The organism is Massilia aquatica (genome assembly GCF_011682045.1).
Lineage (GTDB): Bacteria > Pseudomonadota > Gammaproteobacteria > Burkholderiales > Burkholderiaceae_D > Telluria_A > Telluria_A aquatica.
Genome location: NZ_VVIW01000024.1, coordinates 72329 through 97930 on the forward strand (window position 1 = coordinate 72329; position 25602 = coordinate 97930).

Sequence of the window (25602 nt, forward strand, 5' to 3'; positions counted from 1 at the left end):
TCGCGCTCAGAATACACGCCCGACGCTCAGCACCATCCCGCTGCGCGAGCCGATGCTGCCGCTGTAACGGGCGTACTCGCCATTCTCCGCATGCAGCGCATCCCACGCGGCCTGCATTTTCCAGGCGTCGATGCTCAAGGCAATGCCGATCCGGCCATCAACCCGCGTGCCCGAGGTATAGCGCGGCACAACCGATACCGGCCGCAGGTAGCCAACGCGCGCAAACAGGCCAACGTCGTCGCTCAACGCCACGCCGCCATTGAGTTCCGCGTACAGCGTGCGCATGCCGGTGCCCAGATAGGCAGGCGCATACGAGACCCTGCCGCTCAGGCGCTCGCCGCCCAGCCCCGCATAGACTTCACGGTAGTTCAGGGACGACATGGTGGAAAAGGTGTGGTTCGATCCGCCCACTTCCCACGACGGGCCGGACCTCATGCGGCGCGCATAGCCGGCGTAGCCGATCGCGTACACGCCGCGCGGCGTGCCGCTCATCTTGAGCAACGAGGCGAACGCGCCCGCATACAAGCCGCTGCGGGTATCGAACGAGAGATTGAACTGGGCCACCGGGTCGCCCTTGCTGTAGCCGATGCCGCGATAATAATAGTCGGAGACGAGCGACACGCTGCCGCTGGCCTGGGCGCAGGCGTTGCCGCCGGCTAGGCAGGATGACAGTGCGAGCGCCAGCGGCCATCTACGCAAGGGCGGCTCCGCGCATGGCGGCGGTCAGGGCAGGCGGACGATCTTGGGCGGCGTGACCTCGACGCAGACGCATGTACATTTTCCTGTGAGGCGGGTGACGGTGGCGCAAAGGTTGATGCCGCCCGGTTGCAGCACAATGCTCGATCGGACCTGCGGCAAGGTGAGCCCGGGACGCAGCTCGCTCAGCACGGCCATCATGCCAGAGATATGCGCCGCTGAATAGGATGACCCCGAGACCATGCCCCAGCGCGCGCCCGGCGCGGCGGTCGGAATGTCGCGCCCGGGCGCCATCAGCACCTGTGCGTTCAACTGCCGGCCGCTGTCGGCCGCCACCGCGAACACGCCCGGATGCGAGGCGGGAAAACCGCCATCGGCACTGGCCGCGTCGACCGCCCCCACCACCCGCACGCCGCGCGCGCAGGCGACGTCGATCAGTTCGCGCAGCAGCCGGTCGGCCGGTCCCGACAAACTGAGATTGATTACCTGCGCCCCGTGCATCAACGCGAAATTGATCGCCTTGGCCAGGGTGAAGCTGTTGCAGCGGGTGGCGCCGCCGGCCACTTGCCAGCATGCGCGCAGCGCCATCAGGCGCGCGTCCGGCGCCACGCCTTCGATTCCCACGCCATTGCCGGCCAGCGCCGCGATCACCCCCGCCACGCCGGTGCCATGGGTCTCGGCGGCGTAGGCCTGGCCATCGACAAAATTCTCCTGGAAGGCGACCTGCCCGGCCAGGTCGGGATGGTCGGTTTCGACGCCGCTGTCGATCACCGCCACCAGCACCTTGCGCCCGGTGGCGGCCTTGCGTACTTCGCCCAGCTGCCATTGCAGCGCGGCCGGCTGCACCGGGTACAGCGGGTCGCTGGCCTGGGCCGAAAAGGTATTGATCGATTGCGCCCAGTCGACCCGCGCATCGCGCGAGAGCGCTTCGACGATCTTGCCCGGCTCGGCGCCGGGCGGTTCGGCCATGCGGTAGCAGTCGACGTTCAGGGCCGGCATGGGCCAGCCTTCGAGGATGGTCAGGCCGTGCTCGCGCGCCAGCGCTTCGGCGATGCGGCGCCGCGCCAGGCGGCCGGCGTCGTCGCGGTAGTTGGCGCCGTAGGCGGCGTCGGGCCGGAAGTGCGGCGCCGGCAAATGCAGCATGACCAGGATCTGGCGCGCCTCGGGCGGGGCCTGGGGCGCCGCCTCCTGGGCGCGGCCGGTCAGCGCCGCCAGGAGCAGCAGCACCGACATCAGTACGCGCATCACGGCGCGCTCCGCGGCCCCAGCGCTTCAGCCAGTTGCACGTCGGCGTCGGCGCGCAGCACGGCCAGCGCCGTGGACTGGCCGCCCGGCGGCGCGCTCAGGACAAAGGCGCCGGTGACGGTCGGCCCGTCGACCACGCGCGCGCCGCTGGCCTGCAACAGCCGTTGCACCTCGCGCAGGCTGGCCTCGGGCTGGAACACGACGACGATGGTGCCGGCCGGCGCCGCAGTCGGACCTCCAGCGGCGTTACTCAGCGCCTGGTAGGCGTCGCCCTTGCCCACCGGCGCGATCATCTGGATCACCAGCACGGTGATCAGGGCGCACTGCCCCGCCATCGCCCACGGCATCCAGCCACCGCCGAACCAGGCGCGCATGCCGGAGGCCCTGGCGGGCGCCACGCTGTTTTGCGGACCCAGACGCGGCATCAGGCGCGCCAGGGCGCGCTCCGGATCGAGTCCGGACGGTTCGCACGGCGCCGCGGCGTGCAACTGGCGCTGCCATGCTACCTCGCCGGCGCATTGCGCGCACTGCTGCAGGTGCGCGCGCACCTCGGCCGCCTCGCTCTCGTCCAGGGTGCCGTTGGCGAACCACGGCAGCAAATCGCGCATCGCCTGGTGCGATGCGCTGGTCGGTTCTTGGTTCAGGTTCATGACAGTTCTTCCTGATGTGCCGACAGCAGCACCCTGAGGCGCTGCCGGGCGTGAAACATCCGCGTTTTCACGGTATTGAGCGGGCATCCCATCGTCTCGGCGATTTCCTGGTAGCCCATGTCGTGGTAATAGGTCAGGGTGACGACCACCCGCTGTTCGAGCGAGAGCGCCTTGAGCGCTTCGCCCACGCCCTCCTGCAACTGCTGCTGCGCGAGAGCGTGCTCCGGTTCCTGCCGAACGTCGCCCACCTCCAGCTCAACATTCGATTCCACCGGCTCGTCGCGCATATTGACCGCCTTCAGTCCCTGACGGTAGGCGATGGCGAACACCCAGGTCGACACCTTGCAGGTGTGGTCGAAGGTGTGCGCCTTCTGCCACACCACCAGCATGGTGTCGTTGACGATTTCTTCGATCAGGGCGCCATCGCGCACCATCCGGTCCAGAAAGCGCGCCAGCCGGCCGAAGTAGACCCGGTACAGCGCCTGGAAGGCGTCCCGGTCCCCGCCCGCGATCAGGGCAATCAACGCCGTCTCGCTCGACCCGGATGGTCCGGCCGGCGCCCTCCCGAAACGCGCTCTCCATTGTTTCAGCATGCTTCGATGTTCTCCACGATGTTTTCTACTTCTGCGGTGAATACTTGCCCGCAGTGAAAAGGTTCATGCTGCCGAGAAAAAAATATGTCGTTCACATCCAGCCCTGATTTTACACGTGGCAATTTTTACCAAAACTTTTTTCAAAAGCATTGAACCTTTTACGCGCGAGCCCGTATTGACCGTTCAATAAGACCGAACAATGCATCGCTGCCACCGAAGGATCAGTATTTTGTTTGCCCTATGCGGCCCCTCACTTCTCGATCACTCGGCGGGCAGCCTGTTTCGCCTGTTACTGCTCGCCCCACTGCTGGAGGAGCTGATCGTGCGCGCCGGCCTGCAGGAGTGGCTGATGCGGCGGGGAAGCGGCGCGGCGCTGGTGCTGGGCGTGCCGGCGCTGGCGTTCAGCCTGCTGCATGTGATGTCGGGCGCGCAAGCCATGGCGCTGGTGTTCTTTCCCGGACTGGCATTCGGACTGGTTTACCGCCGCTGGCGCGACTGGCGGCTATGCGCACTGCTCCACGCGCTGTGTAACGGCATCGCGCTGATTTTTTGCAGTTTCAACATCTATTGAACAACAAACAGACATAACAACAGGAGTAGCAATGACGGGATTTCGACTGAACCAATCCGGCCCGCGGCATCACATGCGCGGCGCCGGCCTGTGCGCGCTGCTGGCCATGAGCCAGGCCCACGCGGCCGATGCCCTGCACGGCAAGACGCTGTACCTGAACGGCCCGGCCGGCGGCGGCACCGCCTGCGCGCGCTGCCATACCGCGTCGCCGACGGCCAACGTCAGCAAAATCCTGAGCGCGGCCAATCATCCGGCCGCCATCAGCGCTGCGATCGCCGCCAACAAGGGCGGCATGGGCAATCTCTACGCCGGCAAATTTTCAGACGTCGACCTGGCCGATATTGCAGCCTTCATCGGCAACCCCGGCGTGAGCGCGGCGCCGGCGGCCAGCCTTAATCCCGCCAGCCTGGCCTTCAGCGGCACGCTGCTCGGGCAAGCCAGCGGCACCCTCGCCGCCACGTTGGCCAATACCGGCCCGGGTGCGCTCAATATCGATACCATTGGCGTGACCGGGGCGGCGGCGGCCGACTTCAGCATCGCCGGCGGCACCTGCGCGCCCGGAGGCGCAGTGGCGGCGGGCGCCAACTGCACGGTGCTGGTCAGCTTCAAGCCGAGCGTGGCCGGCGCGCGCAGCGCCAGCCTGGCCGTGGCCCATAACGGCACCGGCGGCAGCAGCAGCGTGGCCCTGAGCGGCACCGGCAGCGCGGCGCCGCAGGCCACCATTGGCGTCTCGGCCACCAGCATCAACTTCGGCGCGCTGGCCACCAATGCGCCATCGGCCCCGCAAAGCATTACGCTCAATAACAGCGGCCAGAGCGCCCTGACCTTCAGCAGCATTACGCTGGCAGGCGCCAACGGCGCCATCTTCACGCTCGGCGGCGACTGCGCGGTAAACAAACCGCTGGCCGGCGGCGCCAGTTGCGCGCTGACGGTGGCGGCGCAACCCACCGCCAGCGGCGCCTTTGCCGGCAACCTGACGGTGGCCTCGAATGCCGCCAACGGCAACGTCACCATCGGCCTGGCCGGCAGCGGCGCCAGCGCGACGGCGGCGGCCAGCGCCACGCCGAACGCGCTGGCCTTCGGCAGCCAGACCATCGGCGGCGCGGCCGCCACGCAAAACGTCACGCTGACCAATAGCGGCAACGTGGCGCTGACATTCTCGTCGATCGCCGTCAATGGCGCGGGCGGGTTCAGCGTGGCGCCGGGCAGTGACTGCGTTGCAGCTCTGGCGCCGGGCGCCACCTGCAGCGTGCCTGTGCTGTTCGCACCAATGGCCAACGGCGCGTTTGCGGGCACGCTGGTGGCCACCTTTAATGGCGGCGCGGTGCAGGTGGCCGTGAGCGGCGCCGGCACCACGGCGGCCGTGGCCACGCCTGCCCTGTCGGACGCCGGTCCCATTGGTTTCGGCGAAATCCAGGTCGGCAAAAGCGCAGCGCCGCACACGACGGTGCTGCGCAATCCCGGCACGGCGGCACTGACCATCGCCACCCTGGTGATCGACGGCGCCAACGGCGGCGACTTTGTCCTCGGCGGCACCTGCGCGGTCACTGGCATGGTCAGCCCCGGCGGCAGCTGCACCATCGAGACCACCTTCAAACCGGGCGCACCGGGTGCGCGCGCCGCCTCCCTGCTCCTGCTGACCAACGGCGGCACGCAATTTTCGCTGCCACTCACCGGTACCGGCACCGCCATCGCGGCGGCACCTGCGCTCACGCTCACGCCGCAGTCGTTCGACTTTGGCGCCAGCGCGGCGTCCAAGCGCTTCACGCTGACCAACGCGGGTACCGCGGCCATCAACCTGTCGGCGGCGACCTTCAGCGGACCGTTCGCGCGCGTGAATGACGCCAGCGGCTGCGCGGCCTTGCCGTTTGCACTGCAACCGGGCGCCTCGTGCGACCTCGTGATCGGCTACACCCCGGCCGCTTCCAGCGCCAGCAGCGGCAGCGTCGTGCTGCAAGCCGACGGCGGCGCCAACTGGACCATCGCCTTGGCCGGCCAGGCCGCAGCCGTGCCGGCCAATCCTGCACCGGCGCAGAACCAGGGCGGCGGCGGCTGTTCGTCGGTACGCGATGGCACGGATCCGATGCTGGCCCTGCTGGCGCTGCTGGCGGCCGGCGTCCTTTTCTGGCGCCGTCGCAATCCGGCGCAGTCATGATCAATCACCTTTACGGAACCGCTATGAACAACTTCAAACGCACTACACGCGCAGTCGCCGCATCCCTTCTCCTGGCGCTGCTGGCGGCGCCGGCCAGCGCGCTGGAAGCGGGCAAACCCGCTCCGGCCTTCAACCTGGCGGGACCGGATGGCGCGGTCAAGCTGGAAAAATACGCCGGCAAGGTGGTGTATGTCGACTTCTGGGCCTCCTGGTGCGGCCCGTGCCGCCAGTCGTTCCCGTGGATGAACGAGATGCAGGCCAAATACGGCCCCCAGGGTTTGCAGATCGTCGGCGTCAATGTCGACGCCAAGGTGGAGGACGCGCGCACTTTTTTGGCGGGCACGCCGGCCAGGTTCGCGATCGGCTTCGATCCGGCCGGCGCCACCCCGCGCAGCTATGGCGTCAAGGGCATGCCGAGCAGTGTACTCGTTGGCGCGGACGGCAAGGTAATCTTCGAGCATAGCGGCTTCAAGGCGGCCGACCGCGAAGAACTGGAAGCGAAAATCAAGGCGGCACTGGGAGCGAAGAAATGACGATGATGACCACGATCATGCTGCGCCTCGCCGCGGTAGCGGCGCTGGCCGCCGGCGCCACCGGCTGTTCGGCCATCACCCCGGTGCAAGCCTGGGAAAAAGGCACGCTGGCGAAGACTGAAATGCTGATGGAGGGCGACGGACTTGAAGCGCGCTTCAACGAACATATTTACAACAGCCGCGAGGCAGCGTCCGGCGGCAGCGGCGTCGGTGGCGGCGGCTGCGGCTGCAATTGAGAGAGATGATTGATCACATGACCACCCCACTCCCATCAGCACACACTCCGGCCCTCGGCCACGCCATCCTGGCGGCGGCCCTGATGCTGCCAGGCCTGGTGCATGCCGAAACGCCGCCGGAACACGCGTCCATCAGCGTCAAGCTGCTCGGTTACGACGAAAGCCAGTCGGGCATGGACCGCATCCGCGTGCGCGCGCCGTCCATCTCGCTCATCGCGCCGGTGGCCGGCGTATGGTCGGTATCGGGCTCGCTGACGGCCGACGATGTCTCGGGCGCCTCGCCGCGCTACCACACGGCGGTATCGGGCGCCTCGCGCATGAGCGACGAGCGCAAGGCCGGCGACGCGGCGCTGACGCGCTATTTCTCGCGCGGCAGTCTTACCGTCGGCGCGGCCTATTCGACCGAGCATGACTACGACTCGCGCGCCCTGTCGGTGACCGCCACCATGTCGAGCGAAGACAAGAACACCACCTATTCGCTCGGCGTGGGCGGCTCGGACGATGCGATCAATCCAGTCAACTTCATCGTGCGCGACGAATCGCGCCAGACCGTGAACTTCCTGGCCGGCGTGACGCAGGTGCTGGGGCAGAACGACCTGGCGCAGCTGACCGTGACCCACAACCGCGGCCACGGCTATTTTTCGGACCCGTACAAGGCCTTCGACAACCGTCCGCGCCAGCGCAAGCAGAGCACCGTCATGGGGCGCTGGAACCATCATTATGCGGCGCTTGGGGGTACCAGCCGCCTGTCGTACCGCTACTACACCGACACCTACGGCATCCGCGCCCACACCTTCGGGGGCGAATACGTGCAGCCGGTCGGCCAGGGCTGGATCATCACGCCCTCGGCGCGCCTGTATTCGCAGCGGGCGGCGCGTTTCTACTTCGATCCGGTGTATGACGGCGTGCTGGGCGAGCCATTCCGGCCCGGCTTCGACAGCAACCCGGATGCGTTGTCATCGGCCGACCAGCGCCTCTCGGGCTTCGGCGCGGTGACGCTCGGGATCAAGGTGGCCAGGCAGTTAAGCCGCGACTGGATCGTCGACGTCAAGCTCGAAGCCTACCAGCAGCGCGGCAACTGGCGCCTGTTCGACAAGGGCAGCCCCGGACTCGAACCGCTGCGCGCCCACAGCATCCAGCTCGGCCTCACGCGCCAGTGGTAATGGACGTCCAAACCTTCCCGTTCGATGCCATGGCCAGCCGCTGCGAGCTGCGCCTGGCGCTGCCGCCGGGTAGCGATGGCGCGTCGCTGGCCAAGGTGGCCATCGACGAAGTGCGGCGCATCGAGCGCACTTTTTCGCGCTACCGGGCCGACAGCATCGTCGCGCGCATCAATGCCGCCGCCGGGGGCGATGCCGTGGCCTGCGACGACGAGACCAACGCGCTGCTGGACTACGCCGGCGTGCTGCACGCCAGCAGCGGCGGCCTGTTCGACATCACCTCGGGCGTGCTGCGGCGCGCCTGGGACTTTGGCCGTCCGCTGCTGCCGGCGCAGGCGGCACTCGACGCGCTGCTGCCGCTGGTCGGCTGGCGCCATGTGGAGCGTGCCAATGGCGCCATTCGCCTGGCGCAGGCCGGCATGCAGATCGACTTCGGCGGCTTCGGCAAGGAATACGCCGCCGACCGCGCCGCCGCGCTGTTGCAGGGGGCCGGCGTGCGCCACGGTTACGTCAACCTGGGGGGCGACCTGCGCATCATCGGTCCGCAGCCGGATGGCGTGGCGTGGTCGATCGGCGTGCAGGACCCGCGCGACGCCAAAGGACTGGCGGCGGCGATCCCGATCGCCAGCGGCGCCCTGGCCACCAGCGGCGACTACGAGCGCTTCATCGACGTGGACGGCACGCGCTACTGCCATGTGCTCGATCCGCGCAGTGGCATGCCGGTGTCGCACTGGCGCTCGGTCAGCGTGCTCGGTCCCCTGGCAATCGCCGCCGGCAGTTGCTCCACCATCGCCATGCTGATGCAGGAGGATGGCCTGGCCTTCCTCGACCGCTCTGGCATGGCCTACCTGGCTATCGACCGGGACGGCCAGTGCTTCCGCAAGGATGTGTAAGCAGCTTCACCCTGAATTCACTATTGGAGAACCACCATGACATCCACACCTTTTCTGAGATGGCTGCTGTCGCTGCTGGCCATGCTCGCCTTTGCCGGCTGGGCCGGCAAGGCCGCCGCGGCCGACGACTTCCTCGATCCCGAACTGGCCTTTGTGCTGCGCACCGAAGTGCGCCAGGACGGCGCCGTGGCGCTGCGCTGGAGCATCGCCCCCGGCTACCACCTGTACCGCGACCGCATCGGATTCACCAGCGCCGCCGGCCAGGACCCGATTGCGGCGCCAAGCCTGCCGCCAGGCGTGCGCAAGTTCGACGAGAACTTCAACAAGGAGATGGAAACCTACGGCGGCCAGCTCGATGCCACGCTGGCCGCGAGCCCCAGGCCGTTCACCCTGAACGTGACCTACCAGGGCTGCGCCGACGCGGGCCTGTGCTATGCGCCCATCACCAAGACCTATCTGGTCGACCCGGCCAAACCGGGCGTGCTGACGGCGCGGGCCGAAGCGCCGGCTGCGGCCACGCCAACTCCACCAGCACCAGCGTCCAGCGCGGCCGCCCCTGAAGACGACACCACCCTCGCCCAGCGCACCCTGCAAAGCGGCAGCCTGTGGCGCATCGGCAGCGCCTTCCTGCTGTTCGGCCTTCTGCTGTCGTTTACGCCGTGCGTACTGCCGATGGTGCCGATCCTGTCGTCGATCATCGTCGGCGAAGGCTCGGTCTCGCGTTCGCGCGGCCTGCTGCTGGCGGCCGCCTACTGCCTCGGCATGGCGCTGGTCTACACCGCGCTCGGCGTGGGTGCCGGGCTGGCCGGCGAAGGCCTGGCCGGCGCGCTGCAAAAACCCTGGGTGCTGCTGACCTTCGGCGCGCTGCTGGTCGGGCTGGCGCTGTCGATGTTCGACGTCTATCAGTTGCAGCTGCCAAGTTCCCTGCAATCGCGCTTGTCCAGTACCGGCGGCGCGGTCCAGGGCGGGCGCTTCGCGGGCGTATTCATCATGGGCGCGCTGTCGGCATTGATCGTCGGGCCGTGCGTGGCCGGCCCGCTGGCTGGCGCCCTGCTCTACATCAGCCAGACCGGCAACGCCTTGATCGGCGGCTGGGCCCTGTTCTCGATGGCGCTCGGAATGAGCGTGCCGCTGCTGCTCACAGGGCTGTCTGCCGGCAGCCTGCTACCGCGCGCCGGCGCCTGGATGAACGGCGTCAAAAAAGTATTCGGCATGCTGCTCATCGCGGTCGCCATCTGGATGGTCTCGCCGGTGTTCCCGGTGCAGGTGATGATGGCGCTGTGGGGCGGTTTCGCGATCCTGTGCGCGGTGTTCCTGCACGTGGGCCATGCACTGCCGCCGCATAGCGGCGCCGGCGCCTACGCCGGCAAGGCGCTGGGCGTGGTGATGCTGGTCGCCGGCCTGTTCGAACTGGCCGGCGCGGCCAGCTCGGGAGGCGACGTGCTGCAACCGCTGGCGCATCTGCGCGGTGGCGCTGGCGGCACGGCGGTCGCACACGAAGAAGGTCCGCAGTTCACCCGCATCCGCACCGTCGCCGAACTCGAACGCGCACTGGCCGATACCAGCACGCCGGTGATGCTCGACTTCTACGCCGACTGGTGCGTGGCCTGCAAGGAGATGGAGCGCATGACCTTCCCCGACAGCGCGGTGGCCGCCTCGATGAAGAAAATGCGCCTGATCCAGGTAGATGTCACGGCCAACAATGCCGACGACCGCGCGCTGATGAAGAAATTCAGCCTGTTCGGGCCACCGGGCATCATCCTGTTCGACGCCAGGGGCAAGGAAGTGCCGCAGGGGCGCATCATCGGCTTCGTGCCGGCCCAGCGTTTCGCCGAACGCCTGCAGGCGGCCCACGGCACGGCGGGCTGACCAGGGCAAGGAATTGACAATCTTTTGGCTGGTGTTTGATGCCACCCGGGCCAATTTGAGCATGCTTACAAAAGGCCAATCCATCGGGATTGGCCCAAGCTCTTCCAAAAGGATTGGCGATTCTTGTCGGGAAGCAGTTACGGCGGCGTCATTGTTCCGCGCGGCTGCGCAGGCACTTTGGAGCGATGTTCCTGACACCGCGAGAGCCGCTTTTTTTAGCGCGTTGGCCGTACTCCTAGCGCGTTTGCACGCTCAGGGATGGAACGGTATATCGGCTCGTGCAGCGTGCCCGGCGCATTACGCATCACGGTAGTCCTGAATCTTCGAACGTGCCAGTTCTTGTGCATTCGCAATGGCTGCCTTGTCAGTGGCAGCCGAATCCGGCAGCCAATTGACAAAACCAGGCCCTTGGAAGAGCAACAGCCCATCCGCGAACCGTCGCGCTTTTGAAAAGCTGGCCCATCCAATACGTGCTTCGCTATCCCGGCCAACAATGTGCGCCCCACTTTCCGAGATGGTGAATGCAATATCGTCGTTATGAAATGGTGAACTTCTGAGGTTTCTACGAATAAACCAGGCGTCAATAGGCCAACCGAGGAGCAGCGCTCCCATGATGCCACCGACTATTGCGCAAAGCGCCACCGAACCCAGGAACAGGGTGAGCCCCAGGAGCGCAAGGAGCGCCGCTGCAAGAAACCATTTCAACCCAATGAACGGTCGACGCCACCAGAGTTGCCGTCTATATCTCACAAACGACGCTATCAAATGATCTTCGGAGAAACAGAAACGATACTGGGAATCCATGTTTTTTGAGCCCTTATGATCTTTACATCGCTGCCAACCCGGCGCCGGAAATGACAAGGCCCCAGTTCCTGGGGCCTTTCTCGTCATGATTCTCAGGAAGAACCTGGTCGGAGCGGGAGCATTCAAACTTCCGGCGCCTGCATCCCGAAAAATCAGCCCGTCTTTCTCAGCCCTTGAACAATGCGGTTCCCGGCATGTTTTTCAGTGCAGTGCTCCTGCGCCGCCGGGGCCAGGTTGGCGCTGAGCCGACCTTGCCCCCGAATCATGCCTTTTGCTTTAGCGCAGGTTGACGGCTGCAAGTACGCTGGACGCATTCAGGACATATAACACGCCGCGTGCCGAAATGGCCAGGCTGCCACCCATAGGATAAGTCCAGACAATCTTTTTCGCTGCGAGATCGATGGCCTGGGTGCTGGAACTCGAGCTGACGAAGGCAAGGTTGCGTGTCACGATGACGTTGGTGTAGTAGCCGCCTTCCGGAAGGGATACCGTCCACAGCAGGTTCCCGGTTGCCGGGGCGCGTGCCTCGAGTGACAGGCCGTTCGCGGCGAGTGCGTAGATGGTCCCGTTGCCATAGGCCGGCGTGCCGGTCGTGCTGGCGTTCTGGATCCACGAGCGCTTATGGCCATTCAGGTCGAATGCCGTCAGGCTACCGCCGCCAACGATGGCTTGCTGTGTGTCGGTCAAGACGACAGGGGTGGAAATAAAGTAGGTGCTGTACGGGTAAGGATCGCCGATTGAGTAAGCCACGCTGCCGTTGGCAGCGTCGAGCACCCTGAGTGTATTGTCAGGTGTACTGTATGTGTAGACGAAACGCCCATCCGTGCTCGGGCTCCAGCCAGCATTAGGCTTCCCCGCGACATGCCAACTGAACTTGCCTTGAGCATCACCATACTTGGAGATGCCACCGAAGTAGCCGTTCACGGTGTACACATCCGTGCCCAGTACCGTGGGTGCGGAATAGCTTGGCCATTGAGAACTCATTGTTTCTTGCCTCAGCAGCATGCCGCTGACCTGGTCGTATACCCACAAGAACGTATCCTGGTGGCCGGTCGATGTGAGGTACACGCGGCCATTGCTTGCAGCAGGCGAATTGACCTGGTTCAGGGTGCCGAGGTCCACTTTCCATGCCTGTTCGCCCGTATCTTCAGAAACGGCGATCAGCTCCGAGCGGCCGCCCGTGACGCGGCGAACGAAAAATGCGCGTCCATTGTCGATGGCTGCGGAGACGAAATCGCGCGAATAATTGCCGTCGCTTGCCACTTTCCAGCGGCGCGAAAAGGCAGCGGGATCGAAGCTTGCCGCCACATGGCCCGTGTGCGCCGGATTGCCCTGGTACGTTGACCAGGCGCCCACGCCGTCGACGGCCGTGAGCGTCGTCAGGTTAGTGGGCGACACTACTTTGACCGTCAGCGGCACGATCCACGGCGAACCAGCCATCGGCTGGCGGCAAACGCGCACATCATCCTGGCACAGGCGCAGCTCCAGATTGCTGCTATGGGTACCGATCGCAAGCGCGTTGCTGGTCGCCGTCGACAGGTCGAACACATAGCGCCCGTCCGGCGCGCTCGCCGTGCGGCTCAGTGGAGCAATCGTCAGGCTTGATGGATCGAACACCCCGATATTGACGGACTGCGAGATCGGCTCCTTGCTGAGTTGAGCCTCGATGGAAAACCCGGCCTTCTCGCCCGGATAGGTCGTTACGCTCACGCTGGGCGTCGCCACGGTGAGGCGCGCCTTCGCTTCAGCGGCTGACTTTACCTGCACCTTCAGCGGAACACGCCACGGCGAACCGGGGAGTGGCTTGGCGCAGATGGTCGGCGTGTCTTCGCACAGGCGCACTTCGAGCATGGTGGAATGTTCTCCGGCGGCCAGGGTGCTGGAGGTGCGCAGGGTTGCGACATATTCGGTTGGCGACAGCGCCGTGATCCGCACATCCGGGGAGATCACACCGGAAGCGTCAACGATGGCCACATTGAATGGTGCGGCAAAGGTGCGGCTGGCGATGGCGGCCAACACCACGCTCGCGCTTTCGCCCTGATACTGCGCCGTAGCGGGTGCCGCCGGAGTGAAGGTGAGCCAGTTTCCGGCCTGGTTGCTTTGCGGGGTAGCCGGGTTACCGCCACCGGAACCGCCACCGCAAGCGGCCAGGCTTAATGCGACTACGCCGGCCATCAGGCCGCTAAAACGAACATTCATAAAGATATCTATAGGACAAGTTGGGAAATGGCTCGCATTGTACAGGTTACAAATTGCCTAAAAGAATTTTTGCTCATCTGGCCGGCAGAAAGATGCGGCCGGCGTTGGCCCGGCCAGCGGTCATGCGTACGTACGGACACGGTCAGTTCAAGTGGTACAGGCTGATCCAGCAGTATCTTGATCAAGCATTGCCCTCGCGGCGCGCTACAACAGCCAGTCGATCGGCAGCAGCGATAACAAGCCGACTGCCGCGCGTTTCCAGAAGCCGGTGCCGGGTTCGGTATCGTGGCGGATCTCGCTCTCGCCCACGCGTTCGGTCCAGTACAGGGCGCCGTCGGGGGCCAGACGCACCCGGTAGGCGCGCGCCGGCACCTGGGCGCGCAACGCTGCCGCCATGCGTGTGGCCATCGCCGGACTCTCGATCACGAAGCCCATCTCGGTATTGAGGTCGGCCGAACGCGGGTCGAAGTTAAAGGAGCCGATAAAGACGCGCTTGCGGTCCACCGAAAACGTCTTCGCGTGCAAACTGGTCGCGGCGCTGCCAAGTTTGCTCCCCCTGGTTGCGGGCGGCGCGCCTTCGCCGCCAACCCCACGATGGAACTCGTACAGCGTCACCCCCGCTTCCAGCAAGGGCTTGCGCCATTTGGCATAACCCGCGTGCACCGCCGCGACGTCGGTCGCTTCGAGCGAATTGGTCAGGATGTGCACGTCCATGCCGCGCGCGGCCATCGCCGAAAAATTGCCGGCCCAGGTTTTACCCGGCACGAAATACGGTGACACCAGGTCCACCGTTTCGGTCGGGTCGCCCAGCAGGCGCTTGAGCTGGTACGTGACTTTGGTGTCGGGCGCTTCTTTTCCGAGCACCTTGTCCGGGTCGTCGCTCACCAGCGTGGTGTTGGCCCACTCGAACGGCAAGGTGCGCGCGACCAGCTGTTCCACGAACGGGGAGGCGCGCACCGCCGCCACATACCCGAGCGCCGCGCCGCCCTGCCCTGCCTGCGCGTCCAGCGGGTCGGCGGCGCCGGCCGGCGCCACCAGCAGGCCGACCGGATAGGCGGAACGGCTGTTCCAGTAGCGGTCGAAGTCGCGCGAGACGGCGTCCACCACCGGGCCGACCGCCATCACATCGAGGTCGATGAACAGCAGGTTGCCGTCCGCCCCAAAATATTCGTCGCCGACATTGCGCCCGCCGATGATGGTGGCGGCGTTATCGGCCGTGAACGATTTGTTGTGCATGCGCCGGTTCAGGCGCGCAAAGTCGGACAGGAAGCCGAGTCCGCGGTGCTCGCGCAGGACGAACGGATTGAACAGCCGTACTTCGATATTCGGGTCGGCGTCGAGCGCGGCGAGGATCGGGTCGAGGCCGCGCGTGTTGTTATCGTCGAGCAGGAGGCGCACGCGCACGCCGCGCTGCGCCGCCGCCCGCAGGGCGTTGAACAGCAGCAGGCCGGTGCTGTCGTTACGCCAGATGTAATACTGGATGTCGAGCGTGCGTTCGGCGGCGTTGGCCAGCATGGCGCGCGCGGCAAAGGCGTCGCGCCCGCTGGCCAGCGCGTACAGGCCCGACATGCCGGGATGGGCCGCGGCGAGCGGCGCCAGCGCCGTGCCCAGCCGCGTTGGCGGGGTGGTTGCAAGATAGTGGCTGGGCGTGCGGCCGTCGAGCGGCGGCAGGCTGGCGCAGCCGCTCAGCGTGGCCGCCAACAGCAGCAGCGCAGCGAGCAGCGACGTTAATGGCGAGGTCTTCATGCGTGGTTCCCGGACTGCTTAATCCAGGCCTAATCTGTGTGCGCCATAATAGTGGGGTTTGCTTATCCGGAGCCGCCCCATGAAAAATAATCCGCCATGAACGTCAGCCTCGGGCCCTTCAGCTTCCAGACGGCGCACTTGCTGCTGCTGATATCGCTACTTATAGCATGTGGCGTCGGCAACTGGGTTGGTCGCCATCAGAAGGTCAGGACCGGCAAAATCCTGCTCGACATGTTCCTCGTGGGCCTGGTGGCGGGACGGATCGTGTTCGTGGCCAGCTGGTTCGCGCAGTACCGCGCCAACCCGCTGTCGATCATCGACATCCGCGACGGCGGTTTTACGCCGTGGGCGGTAGTGCTGGCCGCGCTGGCCTTCGGCGCCTGGCGCATGTTCCAGCAACCACGCCTGCGCAATCCGCTGGCGGCCGGCGTGCTGGCCGGGGCGCTGGCCTGGTTCACCTCGGGTGCGCCGCTGCTGCTGAACCTGAGCGAGCGCAAGCCCTTGCCTGCGATCGCGCTGGTCACGCCCGCCGGGGCGCCGGTCAATCTGGCCGCGCTGGCGCAGGGACGGCCGGTGGTGCTCAACCTGTGGGCCAGCTGGTGCCCGCCGTGCCGCCAGGAGATGCCGGTCCTGTCCGCCGCGCAGCAGCGCCACCGCGATGTGGTGTTTGTGTTCGTCAACCAGGGGGAAGATGGCCAGACCGTGATGGCGTACCTGAACGGCGGCAAGCTGGCGCTGGAGAACGTGGTGCTCGACACCAGCTCGGCCATGGGGCGCGAAGTGGGATCGAGCGCGCTACCGACCACCCTGTTCTACGACGCCGGCGGCCGGCTTGCCAATTCGCACCTGGGCGCGGTGTCGGCCGCCTCGCTGGAAAGCAAGCTGGCCGACTTGCGCAAGCCGGACTAGTTTCCGTCCTTACATATCGTCCATGGCGGCGAACAGGCCGGCAGGCAACTCCTGTTCGATCTGCACGATCCGGTTGCGTCCTTCCTGCTTGGCTTCGGCCATGGCTTTTTCGGCGCGCTGGATCATCATGTCGGCCGTTTCGGCCGGGGCATTGGTGGTCAGGCCGGTCGAAAACGTGACCTTGCGGCCCGGCGTGACGCTTTCCCAGTCGAACCCGGCGACCTTGGCGTTGAGGCGGTTCATCGCCAGCACGCCCTGGTGCAACCAGGTGGCCGGCAGGATAATGCCGAACACGTCGCTCTCGATGCGGCCGAAGCGGTCCAAGGTGCGCAGCAGCTCGGTAGCCGAGCGGCTCACCGCTTGCAGCACGGCGTCGCCGCTGTCGTGCCCGAACTGCAGGTTGACGTCTTTCAGGTGGTCGATGCCGATCATGGCCACGCAGAAAGGCTGGCCGGTGCGCGAGGAGCGTTGCAGCTCCTCGGCCACCAGCTCGGTCAGCGCGCGCCGGTTGAGCGCGCCGGTCAGGGTGTCGTGGCGCGTCAGCGACTCGGTCAGGTCCAGGATTTCCTGCTCTTTTTCAGCCAGCCTGGCGCGCAAGGGCGCGCATTCCGGGCAACCGTCGCATTGTGTACTCATCAAGAATTCCTTAGAGATTGTGCTTGTACGCAAAGCTTAACGCCGGAGTTACCTGCAATCAAGCATTATTCGGCGTCCCGTAGGGCGTCCGTTATGGCGTCAGGTATGGGCGGCCGCACCGGCACGCGCACACGCGCCACGGGCGGCGGCGCGCTGTCGAGAAGGCGCAGGGCGAAGCGGTTGCGTCCGCCATCTTTGGCGGCGTACAGGGCTTCGTCCGACAGCGCCAGGTAGTCTTCCATGCTGGCGCCGCCACCGCCGATGGCCATGCCGACGCTGGTCGTCACCTGCAACGGTTTGCCGGCCGCCAGGAACGGTGTGCGCGCGATGTCGAGGATCTTGCCGGCCAGGATTGCCGGTTCGGCATCATTGCTCACGCCTTCGAAGATCGCCACGAATTCGTCGCCGGCCAGGCGCGCCACGCTGTCGGTCGAGCGCACCGCCGCGCGCAGGCGTTTGGCGAACTCGACCAGAACCTGGTCACCGGCCTTGTGGCCGTAGGTGTCGTTGATGGCCTTGAAATGGTCGATGTCGAGGTAGGCCAGCGCCACGCTGCTGTTGGCGCGCGCGGCGCGCGCCAGTGCGGCGGCAAAGGTTTCTTCGAACATGCGGCGGTTGTCGATGCCGGTCAGGATGTCGGTGCGGGCCTGGGCCTCGAGCTTGACTTCGGCCTCGCGGCGCTGCTGCGAGAGCGTGAAAAAGGCGCGGCTCAGTTCGCCGAACTCGTCGCGCCGGCGCACGTTGAAGACGTCGATGTTTTCGCTGCCGTCGGCATTCCCGGCCACGTGCCGGCGCAGCGCGCCGAGTGGCCGCAGCAACCGCAGGATGGCCAGCCAGCCCGCCAGTCCGGCCAGCGCCGCCACCGCGACCGAGGCCAGCAGCGCGGTCGGGCGCATCCGGATCAGCGGCGTGAACGCTTCGGCGACCGGGTACACGGCGCCGACGATCCAGTCGGTCTTGCGCAGGCGCTTGTAGGTGATCAACGCGCGCACCCCGCTCTTGGTGGGGCCTTCGACCCAGCCTTCGAAGCCGTCCAGCGCGGCGCGGGTCGCGGGCGTGACCCCGCCCGGCTCGTCCTGCACGCGCTGCAGGATGCGTCCCTTGTCCGGGTGGTGGATCACCGTGCCGTCGCCGGTGAGCATGAACAGGTAGCCGGTGGCGCCCGAGCCGAGCGACGCCAGCTGGCCGAAAAAGCGCGGCCGTTGCAGGTCGATGGCGCCGCCCAGCATGAAAATGAGCTTGCCGTCGGCGTCGTACACCGGTTCGGTGAGCAGGATCACCGGTTTGCCCGACAGGGCGCTCTTGAACGGGCGCGAAATGACGCCCTCGCGCGCGGCCACGGTGTCGGTAAAGTAGGCGCGCTTGCCGAAGTTGACCTTGTCGTTGATACGCCGGTCGTTCATGTTGGCCAGCATGGCACCGCTGCTGTCGAGCACCAGCACATTGAAAAACTCGTCGCGCAGGCCGGCGTGCGCTTCCAGAAAGGTTTGCATGCCGCCGCTCGGCTTGCCGTCGGTGCGGCCCAGTTCTTCGCGCAGGGTTTTCAGGAGCGTCTGGCGCGCTTCCAGGTCGGCGTCGATGTAGGCGGCCGCGCTCGAGAGCAGCGCCACCTGCTGCGAGCCGATCACGTCGCGCATCTGGCGCTCGGCCAGGTACAGCGACACGAAGGTGAGCAAGCTGGTGGCCAGCAGCACCAAGCCGATAAGCAGCACGGTCAGGCGGAACTTGAGCGTGGCTGGATTGAGGTTGAAAGGCATCGGTGTGGTTTTTCGGCAAAGATAGCGCGAGGGAACAATGCCGCGCATGTCATTTTACCTTGTCGCCGCCTTATTACCCGGCGGCATGTGCACGATGGGCATAACACATCCGTGCAAGCGAACGCGAGTATTTTGTAAAAAAGCTTAACATATATACATTGTTGAGGATTCTCGCTGTACGCAGGGCAAGCAAACAGCGCCGCGCCGCGAGATCGCCTGTAACATAAGAAGCTAACGGACCCGTGCATGCGCCGCTTGAACGCCGCCTGCGCGACCGATTCGTGATCAAACCGAAGACTTAAAGGTGTACACAGTGCAGCCACAAACCCTCGCCACCAGCCCGACATCGTCGGCAACCAAGCGCCCGCGCATCCTGATCGTCGACGACAACGCCGACGCCGCCGATACGCTGGGCACGTATCTTCAACTGTCCGGCTACGAAGTGACCATCGCCACCGATCCGTACGCCGCGCTGAACCTGGCGCGCGAACTGCGGCCGCAGGTCTGCGTGCTCGACATCGGCCTGCCGGGCATGAACGGCAACGTGCTGGCCGAAAACCTGCGGCGCCTGCCGGACACCTCGGGCGCGGTACTGATCGCGCTCACCGGCTATGGCCAGGCCTACGACAAGCAGCGCTCGCTGGGCGCCGGCTTCGACCATTATTTCGTCAAGCCGGTCAATCCGAACTCGATCAAGGACCTGATCGACCGCATGCCGTAAGCCGCGGCGCAGCCAAAATACGACACGCGCATGTCACAAGGACGTGGCATGCGCTGTGTCGGCAAGCGCGTGCGCATCCTGTTTGCGCTTAATGATGATTGCAGTAGGTATAATTTCGGCTGTTCCGATATTCCGCGCGCTCACTTACCTATCGCACCCATGACTTCATCCCCGGTTTCCGCCTCCCTTCCCGCATTTTTATCGGAGGCAAGCGGCATGGGCGCCGCGATCGCCGGGGTCGACTGGAGCGCCACCTCGCTGGGAGCGGTCGCGGCATGGCCGCCAGCGTTGCAATCGACGGTCGCGCTGGTGCTGCGCTCGCCCGTTGCCATGACGCTGCTGTGGGGCGCCGACGGGGTAATGCTCTACAACGCAGCATACGCGGTGTTTGCGGGAGACAATCACCCAGGCATCCTGGGCAAGCCGGTGTGCGACAGTTTCCCCGATGTGGCCGAGTTCAACCGCAATGTACTGGATGTGGTGCTCGGCGGCGGCACCCTCACCTATCGCGACCAGGAACTGAGCTGGACCCGCAACGGCCAGCTGCAACAGTTCTGGCTCAACCTCGACTATTCACCGGTGCAGGGCGACAACGGCCAGGTCGGCGGCGTGATCGCGATCGTCATCGACAGCACCGCCAAAGTGATGGCCGAACGGCATGCGCGCGGTGAAATCGGCCGCCTGCACAGCATGTTCGAACAGGCGCCCGGCTTCATGGCGCTGCTGGGCGGCCCGCAGCACGAATTCATCCTGGCCAACAAAGCCTATCTCGACCTGGTCGGCAACCGCGACCTGATCGGGCGCACCGTGCGCGAGGTGCTGCCGGAAGCGGCCGAACAGGGTTTTATCGAGCACCTCGACCGCATGTTCGTCAGCGGCGAGGTGTTTCGCGGCAACGAGGTCGCTTTTTCGATCTCGGCCACCGCCACCGCGCCGGCGCGCCAGGCCTTTCTCGATTTCGTGTACCAGCCCGTGCGCGACGACAAGGGCGCGATCTGGGGCGTGTTCGTGCAGGGCGCGGACGTGAGCGAAAGGGTCAACGCCGAAAGGAATACCCGCGCCAACGAGCGCAAGTTCCGGGTCTGGGCGCAGGCCATGCCCAACCATGTGTGGTCGGCGCGCGCCGACGGCTATCTCGACTGGTTCAACGAGCGCGTGTACGCCTACAGCGGCGCGGCGCCCGGCACGCTCGACGGCGACGGCTGGGCCAGCCTGATTGACGGGCAAGACCTGGAAGCCGCCGCCGCCCTGTGGGCCAGCGCCATCGCCGCGCGCACCGTGTACGAGACGCAATTTCGCATCCGCCGCGCCGATGGCGCCTTTCGCTGGCACCTGTCGCGCGCCTTGCCGATTTTTAGCGACAGTGGCGAGTTGATCAGCTGGATCGGCACCAACACCGATATCGACGACCACAAAAGCAGCGCGCTGGCCCTAGAACGGCTCAACAGCACGCTGGCCGAGCAGGTCGGCGCCCGCACCGCCGAGCGCGACCGCATGTGGCGCCTGTCGACCGACATCATGCTGGTGGCCGATTTCACGGCCGGCATCGTGGCCGTCAACCCCGCCTTCAACAGCGTGCTGGGCTGGGATGCGGACAGCGTGGTTGGACAATCGTTCATGGACCTGGTTCACCCGGACGACCGCGCCGCCACCCTGGAACAGGTCGGTTCGCTGGGTGCGGGCGCGACCACCTTCCGCTTCGAAAACCGCTACCGCCGGCGCGACGGCGGCTACAGCACGCTCTCGTGGAGCGCCGCCCCCGACAATGCGTTCATCCACGCGGTCGGGCGCGACATCACGGCCGAGCGCCAGGCCGCCGAGGCCATGCGCCAGACCGAACTGGCGTTGCAGCAGGCCCAGAAAATGGAATCCATCGGCAAGCTGACCGGCGGCGTGGCGCACGATTTCAACAATCTGCTGCAGGTTATCTCGGGCAACTTGCAATTACTGGCGAAAGACGTGCAAGGCAACCCGCGCGCGGCCCGGCGCGTGGACAACGCCATGGCCGGGGTCGACCGCGGCGCCAAGCTGGCCAGCTACCTGCTCGCCTTCGGCCGGCGCCAGGCGCTCGAACCGAAGGTGGTCAAGATCGGGCGCTTCGTGCTTGGCATGGAAGACATGCTGCGCCGCAGCCTGGGCGAAGCGATCGATATCGACACCGTGATCTCGGACGGCTTGTGGAACACCCTGGTCGATACGGCCCAGGTCGAAAACGCGCTGCTGAACCTGGCCATCAACGCGCGCGACGCCATGGACGGCAGCGGCCGTCTGACCATCGAAGCCGGCAACGCGGTGCTCGACGAGAGGTACGCCAGCGGCCACCCGGAAGTCGAGGCCGGGCAATACGTGATGCTGGCCGTGAGCGACACCGGCAAGGGCATGACGCCGGACGTGCTGGCGCATGCGTTCGAGCCCTTCTTTTCGACCAAGCCGGAGGGCAAGGGAACCGGGCTCGGTTTGTCGATGGTGTATGGTTTTGTGAAGCAATCGGGCGGGCACGTCAAGATCTACAGCGAAGAAGGACACGGCACCACGGTGCGCATCTACCTGCCGCGCTCGTTCGAGATGGAGGAGGCGCAGGCCGTGCCGGTCGATTCCGTGTATGTCGGCGGCACCGAAACCATCCTGGTGGCGGAAGACGACGACCAGGTGCGTGCCACCGTGGTCGACATGCTGACCGAGCTCGGCTACCGCGTGCTCAAGGCCAGCGACGCCGCCAGCGCGCTGACCGTGATCGACAGCGGCGTACAGGTCGACCTGCTGTTTACCGACGTGGTCATGCCGGGGCCGCTGCGCAGCCCGGAGCTGGCGCGCAAGGCACGCGAACGCTTGCCGCAACTGGCGGTGCTGTTCACGTCCGGCTACACCGAAAACGCCATCGTGCACGGCGGACGGGTTGATGCCGGCGTGGAGCTGCTGGGCAAACCCTACACGCGCGAAGCGCTGGCCAGGAAAATCCGCCATGTGCTGGCCAATCAACAGCAGAAACGGGTCACTCCGCCGGACCAGCCGGCCACCTTGGCGCCGGCGGCGCTGCGCGTGCTGCTGGTCGAAGATGACGCGGCGGTCGGCGACATCACCTTCGAAATGCTCAAGCTGATGGGGCATGCCGTGGAATACGCCAGCGATGCCCAGGCCGCGCTCGACGCCGTGGCGCGCACCGGCTTCGACGCGATGATTACCGATGTCGGCCTGCCCGGGCTGCTGGGCAATGTGCTGGCCGAGAAAGTGCGCGCGATCCTGCCGGGACTGGCCGTGGTGTTTGCCACCGGGCAGATCCACCCGGACGTGGCGCCGGGCGACCTGGTGCTCAACAAGCCCTACGACATGCATGCGCTGATGGCGGTCATGCGGAAGATCATCGAGCGCAGGGGCTGAGACGCTACTTTTTGCTCCAGTAGGCGAATTCGCTCTCGTAGCAGTTGGTATCGACTTCGGCGATCTTTTCCTGCATCACCGCTTGCGCGTCCTGCACGGCCTGGTTGTAGATCGACGGGCCGATCTCGCGCAGGCAAAAGTCGAGCAGCAGGCGCGCCTTGAGCACGCCCACCTCTTCATCGAAATTCTTCATGCAATAGCGCTGCAGGGACGACAGCAGCCGCTCCTCGGTTTCCTGGTTCAGTTTAATGGCCATCGTTGTTTCTTGTGTCGTGAGGGAGCCGCAGCTTAGCAGAATCAGGCGTCGCCGGGGATCGCGCCGGCCGCTTGGCGGTACATGATATCGGTGCGCAAGACGTATTTGGTGCCGCTTTCCACCGCCGACCCCTGATGCATTTGCAGGTGCGGGAATACCAGGGCGGAACCGGCTTTGGGCTTGATGCTCTCCCACCTGAAATCGGTATGGCCGCCGGTGAAATCGTCGTTCAGGTAAAACAGGATGGTCAGAAAGCTGACTTCCGATTCGCTGCGCTCGTAGCTGCCGTCCATGTGCGCATTGAAGAACTGCTGGTCCTGATAACGGTAGAACCGGAAGCGTTCGTTAAACCCGCTCAGTTCCCAGTCGCGCTGCAGCGGCGGCAGGAAGGGCGCGGCGCGCTGGTACAGCTGGCCGGCCAGCGCGGCGTTATCGTAAATAATGCGCTCGTTATTGCGGAAATCGAGCGCCATCATCTCGCCGCTGCCGGTGCTCAAGCCGGCCGCCGTGTAGCCGATCGCTTCGCTCTCGGCGATGTGGCGCGCGCATTCTTCGGGGGTAAGAAAATCATGTATATAGAAGATACCCATGCCAAATTTTTCGATGTGCATAATAAGTTGTCCTGTCGATGAAGTGAAATTGCCAACGTTCCCTGTGAATGGGACGCGCCGTCATCGCCTGAACCACTGATCCTTTGCCTGTACGTAGGGTTTGATATCGTCTTGCTGGCCGTTGTGATTCTCGTTGTCGTCGTCCACCTTGCCGGGATCGCCCCGGAAAATAATGGCTGCGGCAGTGTTGCGCGGATCGTCCGGCAGCACGGTGCAGGGAGTGGCCAACATCCGGACGCTGGCGCAGTCCGGCCGGTTGACCTTCACCAACGGCCGTAGCGCGTTCAATGCCTGCTCATCGCACGCCTCGCCGGCAAACGCAGGAGCGCCAGAAGCAAACAGTACCAGCGCTGCGATCGGTTTTTTCAGGGTTCTCATTGTGTTGTATATTATAGGATGCGGCGGTTCGTTCGATCATGTCGGCGCCGTCAACGCTGATCTCGACCGGCGGGTATTGCAGCGCGATAACATCTGTCAAGGTGTCCGAGCAATTCCAGGAATTCGTTCTTATCGCAATACATATTCAGCCGATTACTGGACACCGCATTGGCGCGCAAGGCCAGCAGATTCCCGCGCAGCGTTGCCAGCGCCTCGCAGGTACGCGCCGCATTGACTTTGGACAGGGACGCGGCCACGCCATCGGCCGAAAAATCGAAGGCATCGAATCCGCAGCAGCCAGCCACACAATATGTTTCCAGCGCCGCCCACATGGGCGTCAGGTCGGCCAGCAAATCGTCGATCGTCACCGCCTTCCCATACGGCACGGCCGGCTCCACGTGGTCGATCCACGTATCAGGCCCGGTCGCGATGGCGTTTTGCGGACGCTTTACCGACTTGTTCATTGATGTCCCCTTTTATACTTGCTTTTCCACTATACCAAAGTATAAGTGCCTCCCGCGCAAGCCCTTCTATACTCGGGTGCTACCCAAGCCGCCTGTTCCGGGCGAAAAGGACACCACCATGCACACCACAATTTTCCGTCACCGGACCAGCGCCGCGCTGGCACTGACGCTCGCCGTACTCGCCCTCCCCGCCCTGGCCGTACCATCGACGGCGCTGCTGCAGCGCTGCGCCGCCTGCCACGGCGCGAACGGCAACACGGCCGCCGCCGCGCTGTATCCCAACCTGGCGGGCCAGTCGGCGGCGTACATCGAACTGCAACTGACAAACTTCCGCAATGGCGAACGGCCGCATGCGCAGATGCGCGCCGTGGCCGAGCAGCTGACCGCGCCGGAAATGCGCGAGCTGGCCGCCTTTTACGCGGCCCAGCAGGCCAAGCCCCAGCCCCCGACCGATGCAGCCATGGAACGGCAGGGCCGGCACGTTTTCGAGCATGGCAGCGCAAACGGCGCACCAGCCTGCGCCAGTTGCCACGGGCCGAAGGGCCACGGCCAGGCGCCGTTCCCGCGCATCGCCTCGCAGCCGGCCGGCTACACGCTGGAACAGTTAAAGGTGTACCGCGACGCGCCCAGGTTCAACAATCCGCTGGCCACTGCGATGAAACAAGTGGCGGTCAAGCTCAGCGACGCCGACATGCGCGCCGTCTCGGCCTACCTGGCAACAGTGCGCTAGGAGTCTGCGCGGCAGACAGTTTTTTCGCTGAGCATGCCAGGCGCGTCTTCGCCGCCGTCGATAGCGATTCACTTTCGCGCGCGAAAGTCGAATGAAATAGAAGCTTCCGGCCTCGAATTGGGCGATTTTCGCCCTTTCCAGGTCTACGCGTACATCATTTTTGCCATTCGCCGCAAGTTCAGCGCGGTGCAGACGAGTTTCCACTCGGCCTGCGCCTTGGCCAGTCCTCGCATGCTAAATTGGCGGAAACCCAGTACGCTTTTCACCCAGGCGTTGGGCGGTTCTGAGATCCACTTGCGTTTTCGGTAAGCCGCCTGCGTTGTCACGGATTTGAACTTCTCTGCCATGGCAGCGCACAGAGGCCGTTTTTTCGGATCGATCACCACTTCCTGCTTGCCAATCCGGCCGAGTG

The 25602-nt window shown here is 65.3% G+C and carries 25 protein-coding genes; 11 read left to right on the top strand and 14 right to left on the bottom strand.

Features of this window, described 5'->3' with window-relative positions; translation table 11 throughout:
• Positions 1-6: 6 nt before the first annotated feature.
• Genes F1609_RS27610 through F1609_RS27625 form a run of 4 tightly spaced genes read right to left on the bottom strand, consistent with a single transcriptional unit; the run spans position 7 to position 3184 of the window.
• Positions 7-699, bottom strand: a complete 693-nt coding sequence (locus F1609_RS27610) for a TorF family putative porin (RefSeq protein ID WP_167080071.1) — start codon at positions 697-699, stop codon at positions 7-9.
• A gap of 24 nt (positions 700-723) precedes the next feature.
• Complete coding sequence (locus F1609_RS27615; protein WP_229422103.1) at positions 724-1941, bottom strand: S8 family peptidase; 1218 nt, start codon at positions 1939-1941, stop codon at positions 724-726.
• Complete coding sequence (locus tag F1609_RS27620) at positions 1941-2591, bottom strand: anti-sigma factor family protein (RefSeq protein ID WP_167080072.1); 651 nt, start codon at positions 2589-2591, stop codon at positions 1941-1943. Before F1609_RS27620 ends, F1609_RS27615 begins: the two co-directional genes overlap by 1 nt.
• Entirely contained in the window at positions 2588-3184 is a 597-nt protein-coding gene (locus tag F1609_RS27625; protein ID WP_167080074.1) for an RNA polymerase sigma factor, read from the bottom strand. Before F1609_RS27625 ends, F1609_RS27620 begins: the two co-directional genes overlap by 4 nt.
• 199 nt (positions 3185-3383) lie before the next feature.
• Here F1609_RS27625 and mrtJ point away from each other — a divergent pair, with 199 nt between their 5' ends.
• Genes mrtJ through dsbD form a run of 7 tightly spaced genes read left to right on the top strand, consistent with a single transcriptional unit; the run spans position 3384 to position 10601 of the window.
• A complete protein-coding gene (gene mrtJ / locus F1609_RS27630) occupies positions 3384-3755 on the top strand; it encodes a JDVT-CTERM system glutamic-type intramembrane protease MrtJ (protein ID WP_167080076.1) in 372 nt (123 codons plus the stop codon).
• A 31-nt stretch (positions 3756-3786) separates the two neighbouring features.
• A complete protein-coding gene (locus tag F1609_RS27635) occupies positions 3787-5910 on the top strand; it encodes a choice-of-anchor D domain-containing protein (protein WP_229422101.1) in 2124 nt (707 codons plus the stop codon).
• Positions 5911-5933: 23 nt separating this feature from the next.
• Positions 5934-6443: a TlpA family protein disulfide reductase gene (locus F1609_RS27640; protein ID WP_167080078.1), complete on the top strand. Its 510-nt coding sequence runs from the start codon at positions 5934-5936 to the stop codon at positions 6441-6443.
• Positions 6444-6445: 2 nt separating this feature from the next.
• On the top strand, positions 6446-6679 hold the full coding sequence (locus tag F1609_RS27645; RefSeq protein ID WP_167080080.1) for a DUF4266 domain-containing protein: 234 nt from the start codon (positions 6446-6448) through the stop codon (positions 6677-6679).
• A 17-nt stretch (positions 6680-6696) separates the two neighbouring features.
• A complete protein-coding gene (locus F1609_RS27650; RefSeq protein ID WP_229422102.1) occupies positions 6697-7842 on the top strand; it encodes a DUF3570 domain-containing protein in 1146 nt (381 codons plus the stop codon).
• On the top strand, positions 7842-8732 hold the full coding sequence (locus tag F1609_RS27655) for an FAD:protein FMN transferase (protein WP_167080084.1): 891 nt from the start codon (positions 7842-7844) through the stop codon (positions 8730-8732). The genes F1609_RS27650 and F1609_RS27655 overlap by 1 nt, the downstream gene beginning before the upstream one ends.
• A gap of 36 nt (positions 8733-8768) precedes the next feature.
• On the top strand, positions 8769-10601 hold the full coding sequence (gene dsbD / locus F1609_RS27660; protein WP_167080086.1) for a protein-disulfide reductase DsbD: 1833 nt from the start codon (positions 8769-8771) through the stop codon (positions 10599-10601).
• Between the two features lie 297 nt (positions 10602-10898).
• On the opposite strand, the gene F1609_RS27665 is transcribed toward dsbD, so the two are convergent.
• From F1609_RS27665 to F1609_RS27675, 3 genes are all read right to left on the bottom strand, one after another.
• On the bottom strand, positions 10899-11462 hold the full coding sequence (locus tag F1609_RS27665) for a YcxB family protein (protein ID WP_167080088.1): 564 nt from the start codon (positions 11460-11462) through the stop codon (positions 10899-10901).
• A gap of 219 nt (positions 11463-11681) precedes the next feature.
• Positions 11682-13604, bottom strand: coding sequence for an outer membrane protein assembly factor BamB family protein (locus F1609_RS27670; protein WP_167080090.1), 1923 nt, complete (start codon positions 13602-13604; stop codon positions 11682-11684).
• Positions 13605-13808: 204 nt separating this feature from the next.
• Positions 13809-15350 carry a phospholipase D family protein gene (locus F1609_RS27675; protein ID WP_167080092.1) on the bottom strand — a complete coding sequence of 514 codons (1542 nt, stop codon included), beginning with the start codon at positions 15348-15350 and terminating at the stop codon, positions 13809-13811.
• Positions 15351-15446: 96 nt separating this feature from the next.
• Between F1609_RS27675 and F1609_RS27680 the strand changes: the two genes are divergently transcribed.
• Positions 15447-16259 carry a TlpA disulfide reductase family protein gene (locus tag F1609_RS27680; protein ID WP_167080094.1) on the top strand — a complete coding sequence of 271 codons (813 nt, stop codon included), beginning with the start codon at positions 15447-15449 and terminating at the stop codon, positions 16257-16259.
• A 9-nt stretch (positions 16260-16268) separates the two neighbouring features.
• Here the strand turns inward: F1609_RS27680 and F1609_RS27685 are convergent, their stop codons facing one another.
• Positions 16269-16895 carry a GGDEF domain-containing protein gene (locus F1609_RS27685; RefSeq protein ID WP_167080096.1) on the bottom strand — a complete coding sequence of 209 codons (627 nt, stop codon included), beginning with the start codon at positions 16893-16895 and terminating at the stop codon, positions 16269-16271.
• Positions 16896-16960: 65 nt separating this feature from the next.
• The gene (locus F1609_RS27690; protein ID WP_167080098.1) at positions 16961-18652 is read right to left on the bottom strand and encodes a sensor domain-containing diguanylate cyclase; all 1692 of its coding nucleotides are present in this window, start codon (positions 18650-18652) and stop codon (positions 16961-16963) included.
• Positions 18653-18965: 313 nt separating this feature from the next.
• Between F1609_RS27690 and F1609_RS27695 the strand changes: the two genes are divergently transcribed.
• Positions 18966-19373, top strand: coding sequence for a response regulator (locus F1609_RS27695; RefSeq protein ID WP_167080100.1), 408 nt, complete (start codon positions 18966-18968; stop codon positions 19371-19373).
• A gap of 216 nt (positions 19374-19589) precedes the next feature.
• Positions 19590-22751: a hybrid sensor histidine kinase/response regulator gene (locus tag F1609_RS27700; RefSeq protein ID WP_167080102.1), complete on the top strand. Its 3162-nt coding sequence runs from the start codon at positions 19590-19592 to the stop codon at positions 22749-22751.
• Between the two features lie 4 nt (positions 22752-22755).
• Here the strand turns inward: F1609_RS27700 and F1609_RS27705 are convergent, their stop codons facing one another.
• From F1609_RS27705 to F1609_RS27720, 4 genes are read right to left on the bottom strand one after another with little or no spacing between them, the layout of a single operon-like run.
• Positions 22756-23007 (bottom strand): DUF2164 domain-containing protein, encoded by a 252-nt coding sequence (locus F1609_RS27705; RefSeq protein WP_167080104.1) that lies wholly within the window; start codon positions 23005-23007, stop codon positions 22756-22758.
• Positions 23008-23048: 41 nt separating this feature from the next.
• Complete coding sequence (locus F1609_RS27710; RefSeq protein ID WP_167080106.1) at positions 23049-23618, bottom strand: 2OG-Fe(II) oxygenase; 570 nt, start codon at positions 23616-23618, stop codon at positions 23049-23051.
• Positions 23619-23678: 60 nt separating this feature from the next.
• Positions 23679-23996 carry a hypothetical protein gene (locus tag F1609_RS27715; protein ID WP_167080108.1) on the bottom strand — a complete coding sequence of 106 codons (318 nt, stop codon included), beginning with the start codon at positions 23994-23996 and terminating at the stop codon, positions 23679-23681.
• A gap of 50 nt (positions 23997-24046) precedes the next feature.
• The gene (locus tag F1609_RS27720) at positions 24047-24460 is read right to left on the bottom strand and encodes a DUF6331 family protein (protein ID WP_167080110.1); all 414 of its coding nucleotides are present in this window, start codon (positions 24458-24460) and stop codon (positions 24047-24049) included.
• A 118-nt stretch (positions 24461-24578) separates the two neighbouring features.
• On the opposite strand from F1609_RS27720, the gene F1609_RS27725 reads away from it, so the two are divergent.
• On the top strand, positions 24579-25190 hold the full coding sequence (locus F1609_RS27725; RefSeq protein WP_167080112.1) for a c-type cytochrome: 612 nt from the start codon (positions 24579-24581) through the stop codon (positions 25188-25190).
• Between the two features lie 143 nt (positions 25191-25333).
• On the opposite strand, the gene F1609_RS27730 is transcribed toward F1609_RS27725, so the two are convergent.
• A partial coding sequence (locus F1609_RS27730) for a transposase (protein ID WP_167080114.1) occupies positions 25334-25602 on the bottom strand: 269 nt, incomplete at its 5' end.

What these genes read in the sequence shown, in the direction of transcription:
- F1609_RS27680 (WP_167080094.1), top strand. Translation starts at nt 15,447, where the DNA reads ATGAACGTCAGCCTCGGGCCCTTCAGCTTCCAGACGGCGCACTTGCTG.
- F1609_RS27650 (WP_229422102.1), top strand. Translation starts at nt 6,697, where the DNA reads ATGACCACCCCACTCCCATCAGCACACACTCCGGCCCTCGGCCACGCC.
- dsbD (WP_167080086.1), top strand. Translation starts at nt 8,769, where the DNA reads ATGACATCCACACCTTTTCTGAGATGGCTGCTGTCGCTGCTGGCCATG.
- F1609_RS27710 (WP_167080106.1), bottom strand. Translation starts at nt 23,618, where the DNA reads ATGCACATCGAAAAATTTGGCATGGGTATCTTCTATATACATGATTTT.
- mrtJ (WP_167080076.1), top strand. Translation starts at nt 3,384, where the DNA reads ATGCATCGCTGCCACCGAAGGATCAGTATTTTGTTTGCCCTATGCGGC.
- F1609_RS27620 (WP_167080072.1), bottom strand. Translation starts at nt 2,591, where the DNA reads ATGAACCTGAACCAAGAACCGACCAGCGCATCGCACCAGGCGATGCGC.
- F1609_RS27705 (WP_167080104.1), bottom strand. Translation starts at nt 23,007, where the DNA reads ATGGCCATTAAACTGAACCAGGAAACCGAGGAGCGGCTGCTGTCGTCC.
- F1609_RS27635 (WP_229422101.1), top strand. Translation starts at nt 3,787, where the DNA reads ATGACGGGATTTCGACTGAACCAATCCGGCCCGCGGCATCACATGCGC.
- F1609_RS27640 (WP_167080078.1), top strand. Translation starts at nt 5,934, where the DNA reads ATGAACAACTTCAAACGCACTACACGCGCAGTCGCCGCATCCCTTCTC.
- F1609_RS27645 (WP_167080080.1), top strand. Translation starts at nt 6,446, where the DNA reads ATGATGACCACGATCATGCTGCGCCTCGCCGCGGTAGCGGCGCTGGCC.
- F1609_RS27675 (WP_167080092.1), bottom strand. Translation starts at nt 15,350, where the DNA reads ATGAAGACCTCGCCATTAACGTCGCTGCTCGCTGCGCTGCTGCTGTTG.
- F1609_RS27615 (WP_229422103.1), bottom strand. Translation starts at nt 1,941, where the DNA reads ATGCGCGTACTGATGTCGGTGCTGCTGCTCCTGGCGGCGCTGACCGGC.
- F1609_RS27655 (WP_167080084.1), top strand. Translation starts at nt 7,842, where the DNA reads ATGGACGTCCAAACCTTCCCGTTCGATGCCATGGCCAGCCGCTGCGAG.
- F1609_RS27700 (WP_167080102.1), top strand. Translation starts at nt 19,590, where the DNA reads ATGGGCGCCGCGATCGCCGGGGTCGACTGGAGCGCCACCTCGCTGGGA.
- F1609_RS27725 (WP_167080112.1), top strand. Translation starts at nt 24,579, where the DNA reads ATGCACACCACAATTTTCCGTCACCGGACCAGCGCCGCGCTGGCACTG.
- F1609_RS27670 (WP_167080090.1), bottom strand. Translation starts at nt 13,604, where the DNA reads ATGAATGTTCGTTTTAGCGGCCTGATGGCCGGCGTAGTCGCATTAAGC.
- F1609_RS27625 (WP_167080074.1), bottom strand. Translation starts at nt 3,184, where the DNA reads ATGCTGAAACAATGGAGAGCGCGTTTCGGGAGGGCGCCGGCCGGACCA.
- F1609_RS27720 (WP_167080110.1), bottom strand. Translation starts at nt 24,460, where the DNA reads ATGAACAAGTCGGTAAAGCGTCCGCAAAACGCCATCGCGACCGGGCCT.
- F1609_RS27685 (WP_167080096.1), bottom strand. Translation starts at nt 16,895, where the DNA reads ATGAGTACACAATGCGACGGTTGCCCGGAATGCGCGCCCTTGCGCGCC.
- F1609_RS27690 (WP_167080098.1), bottom strand. Translation starts at nt 18,652, where the DNA reads ATGCCTTTCAACCTCAATCCAGCCACGCTCAAGTTCCGCCTGACCGTG.
- F1609_RS27715 (WP_167080108.1), bottom strand. Translation starts at nt 23,996, where the DNA reads ATGAGAACCCTGAAAAAACCGATCGCAGCGCTGGTACTGTTTGCTTCT.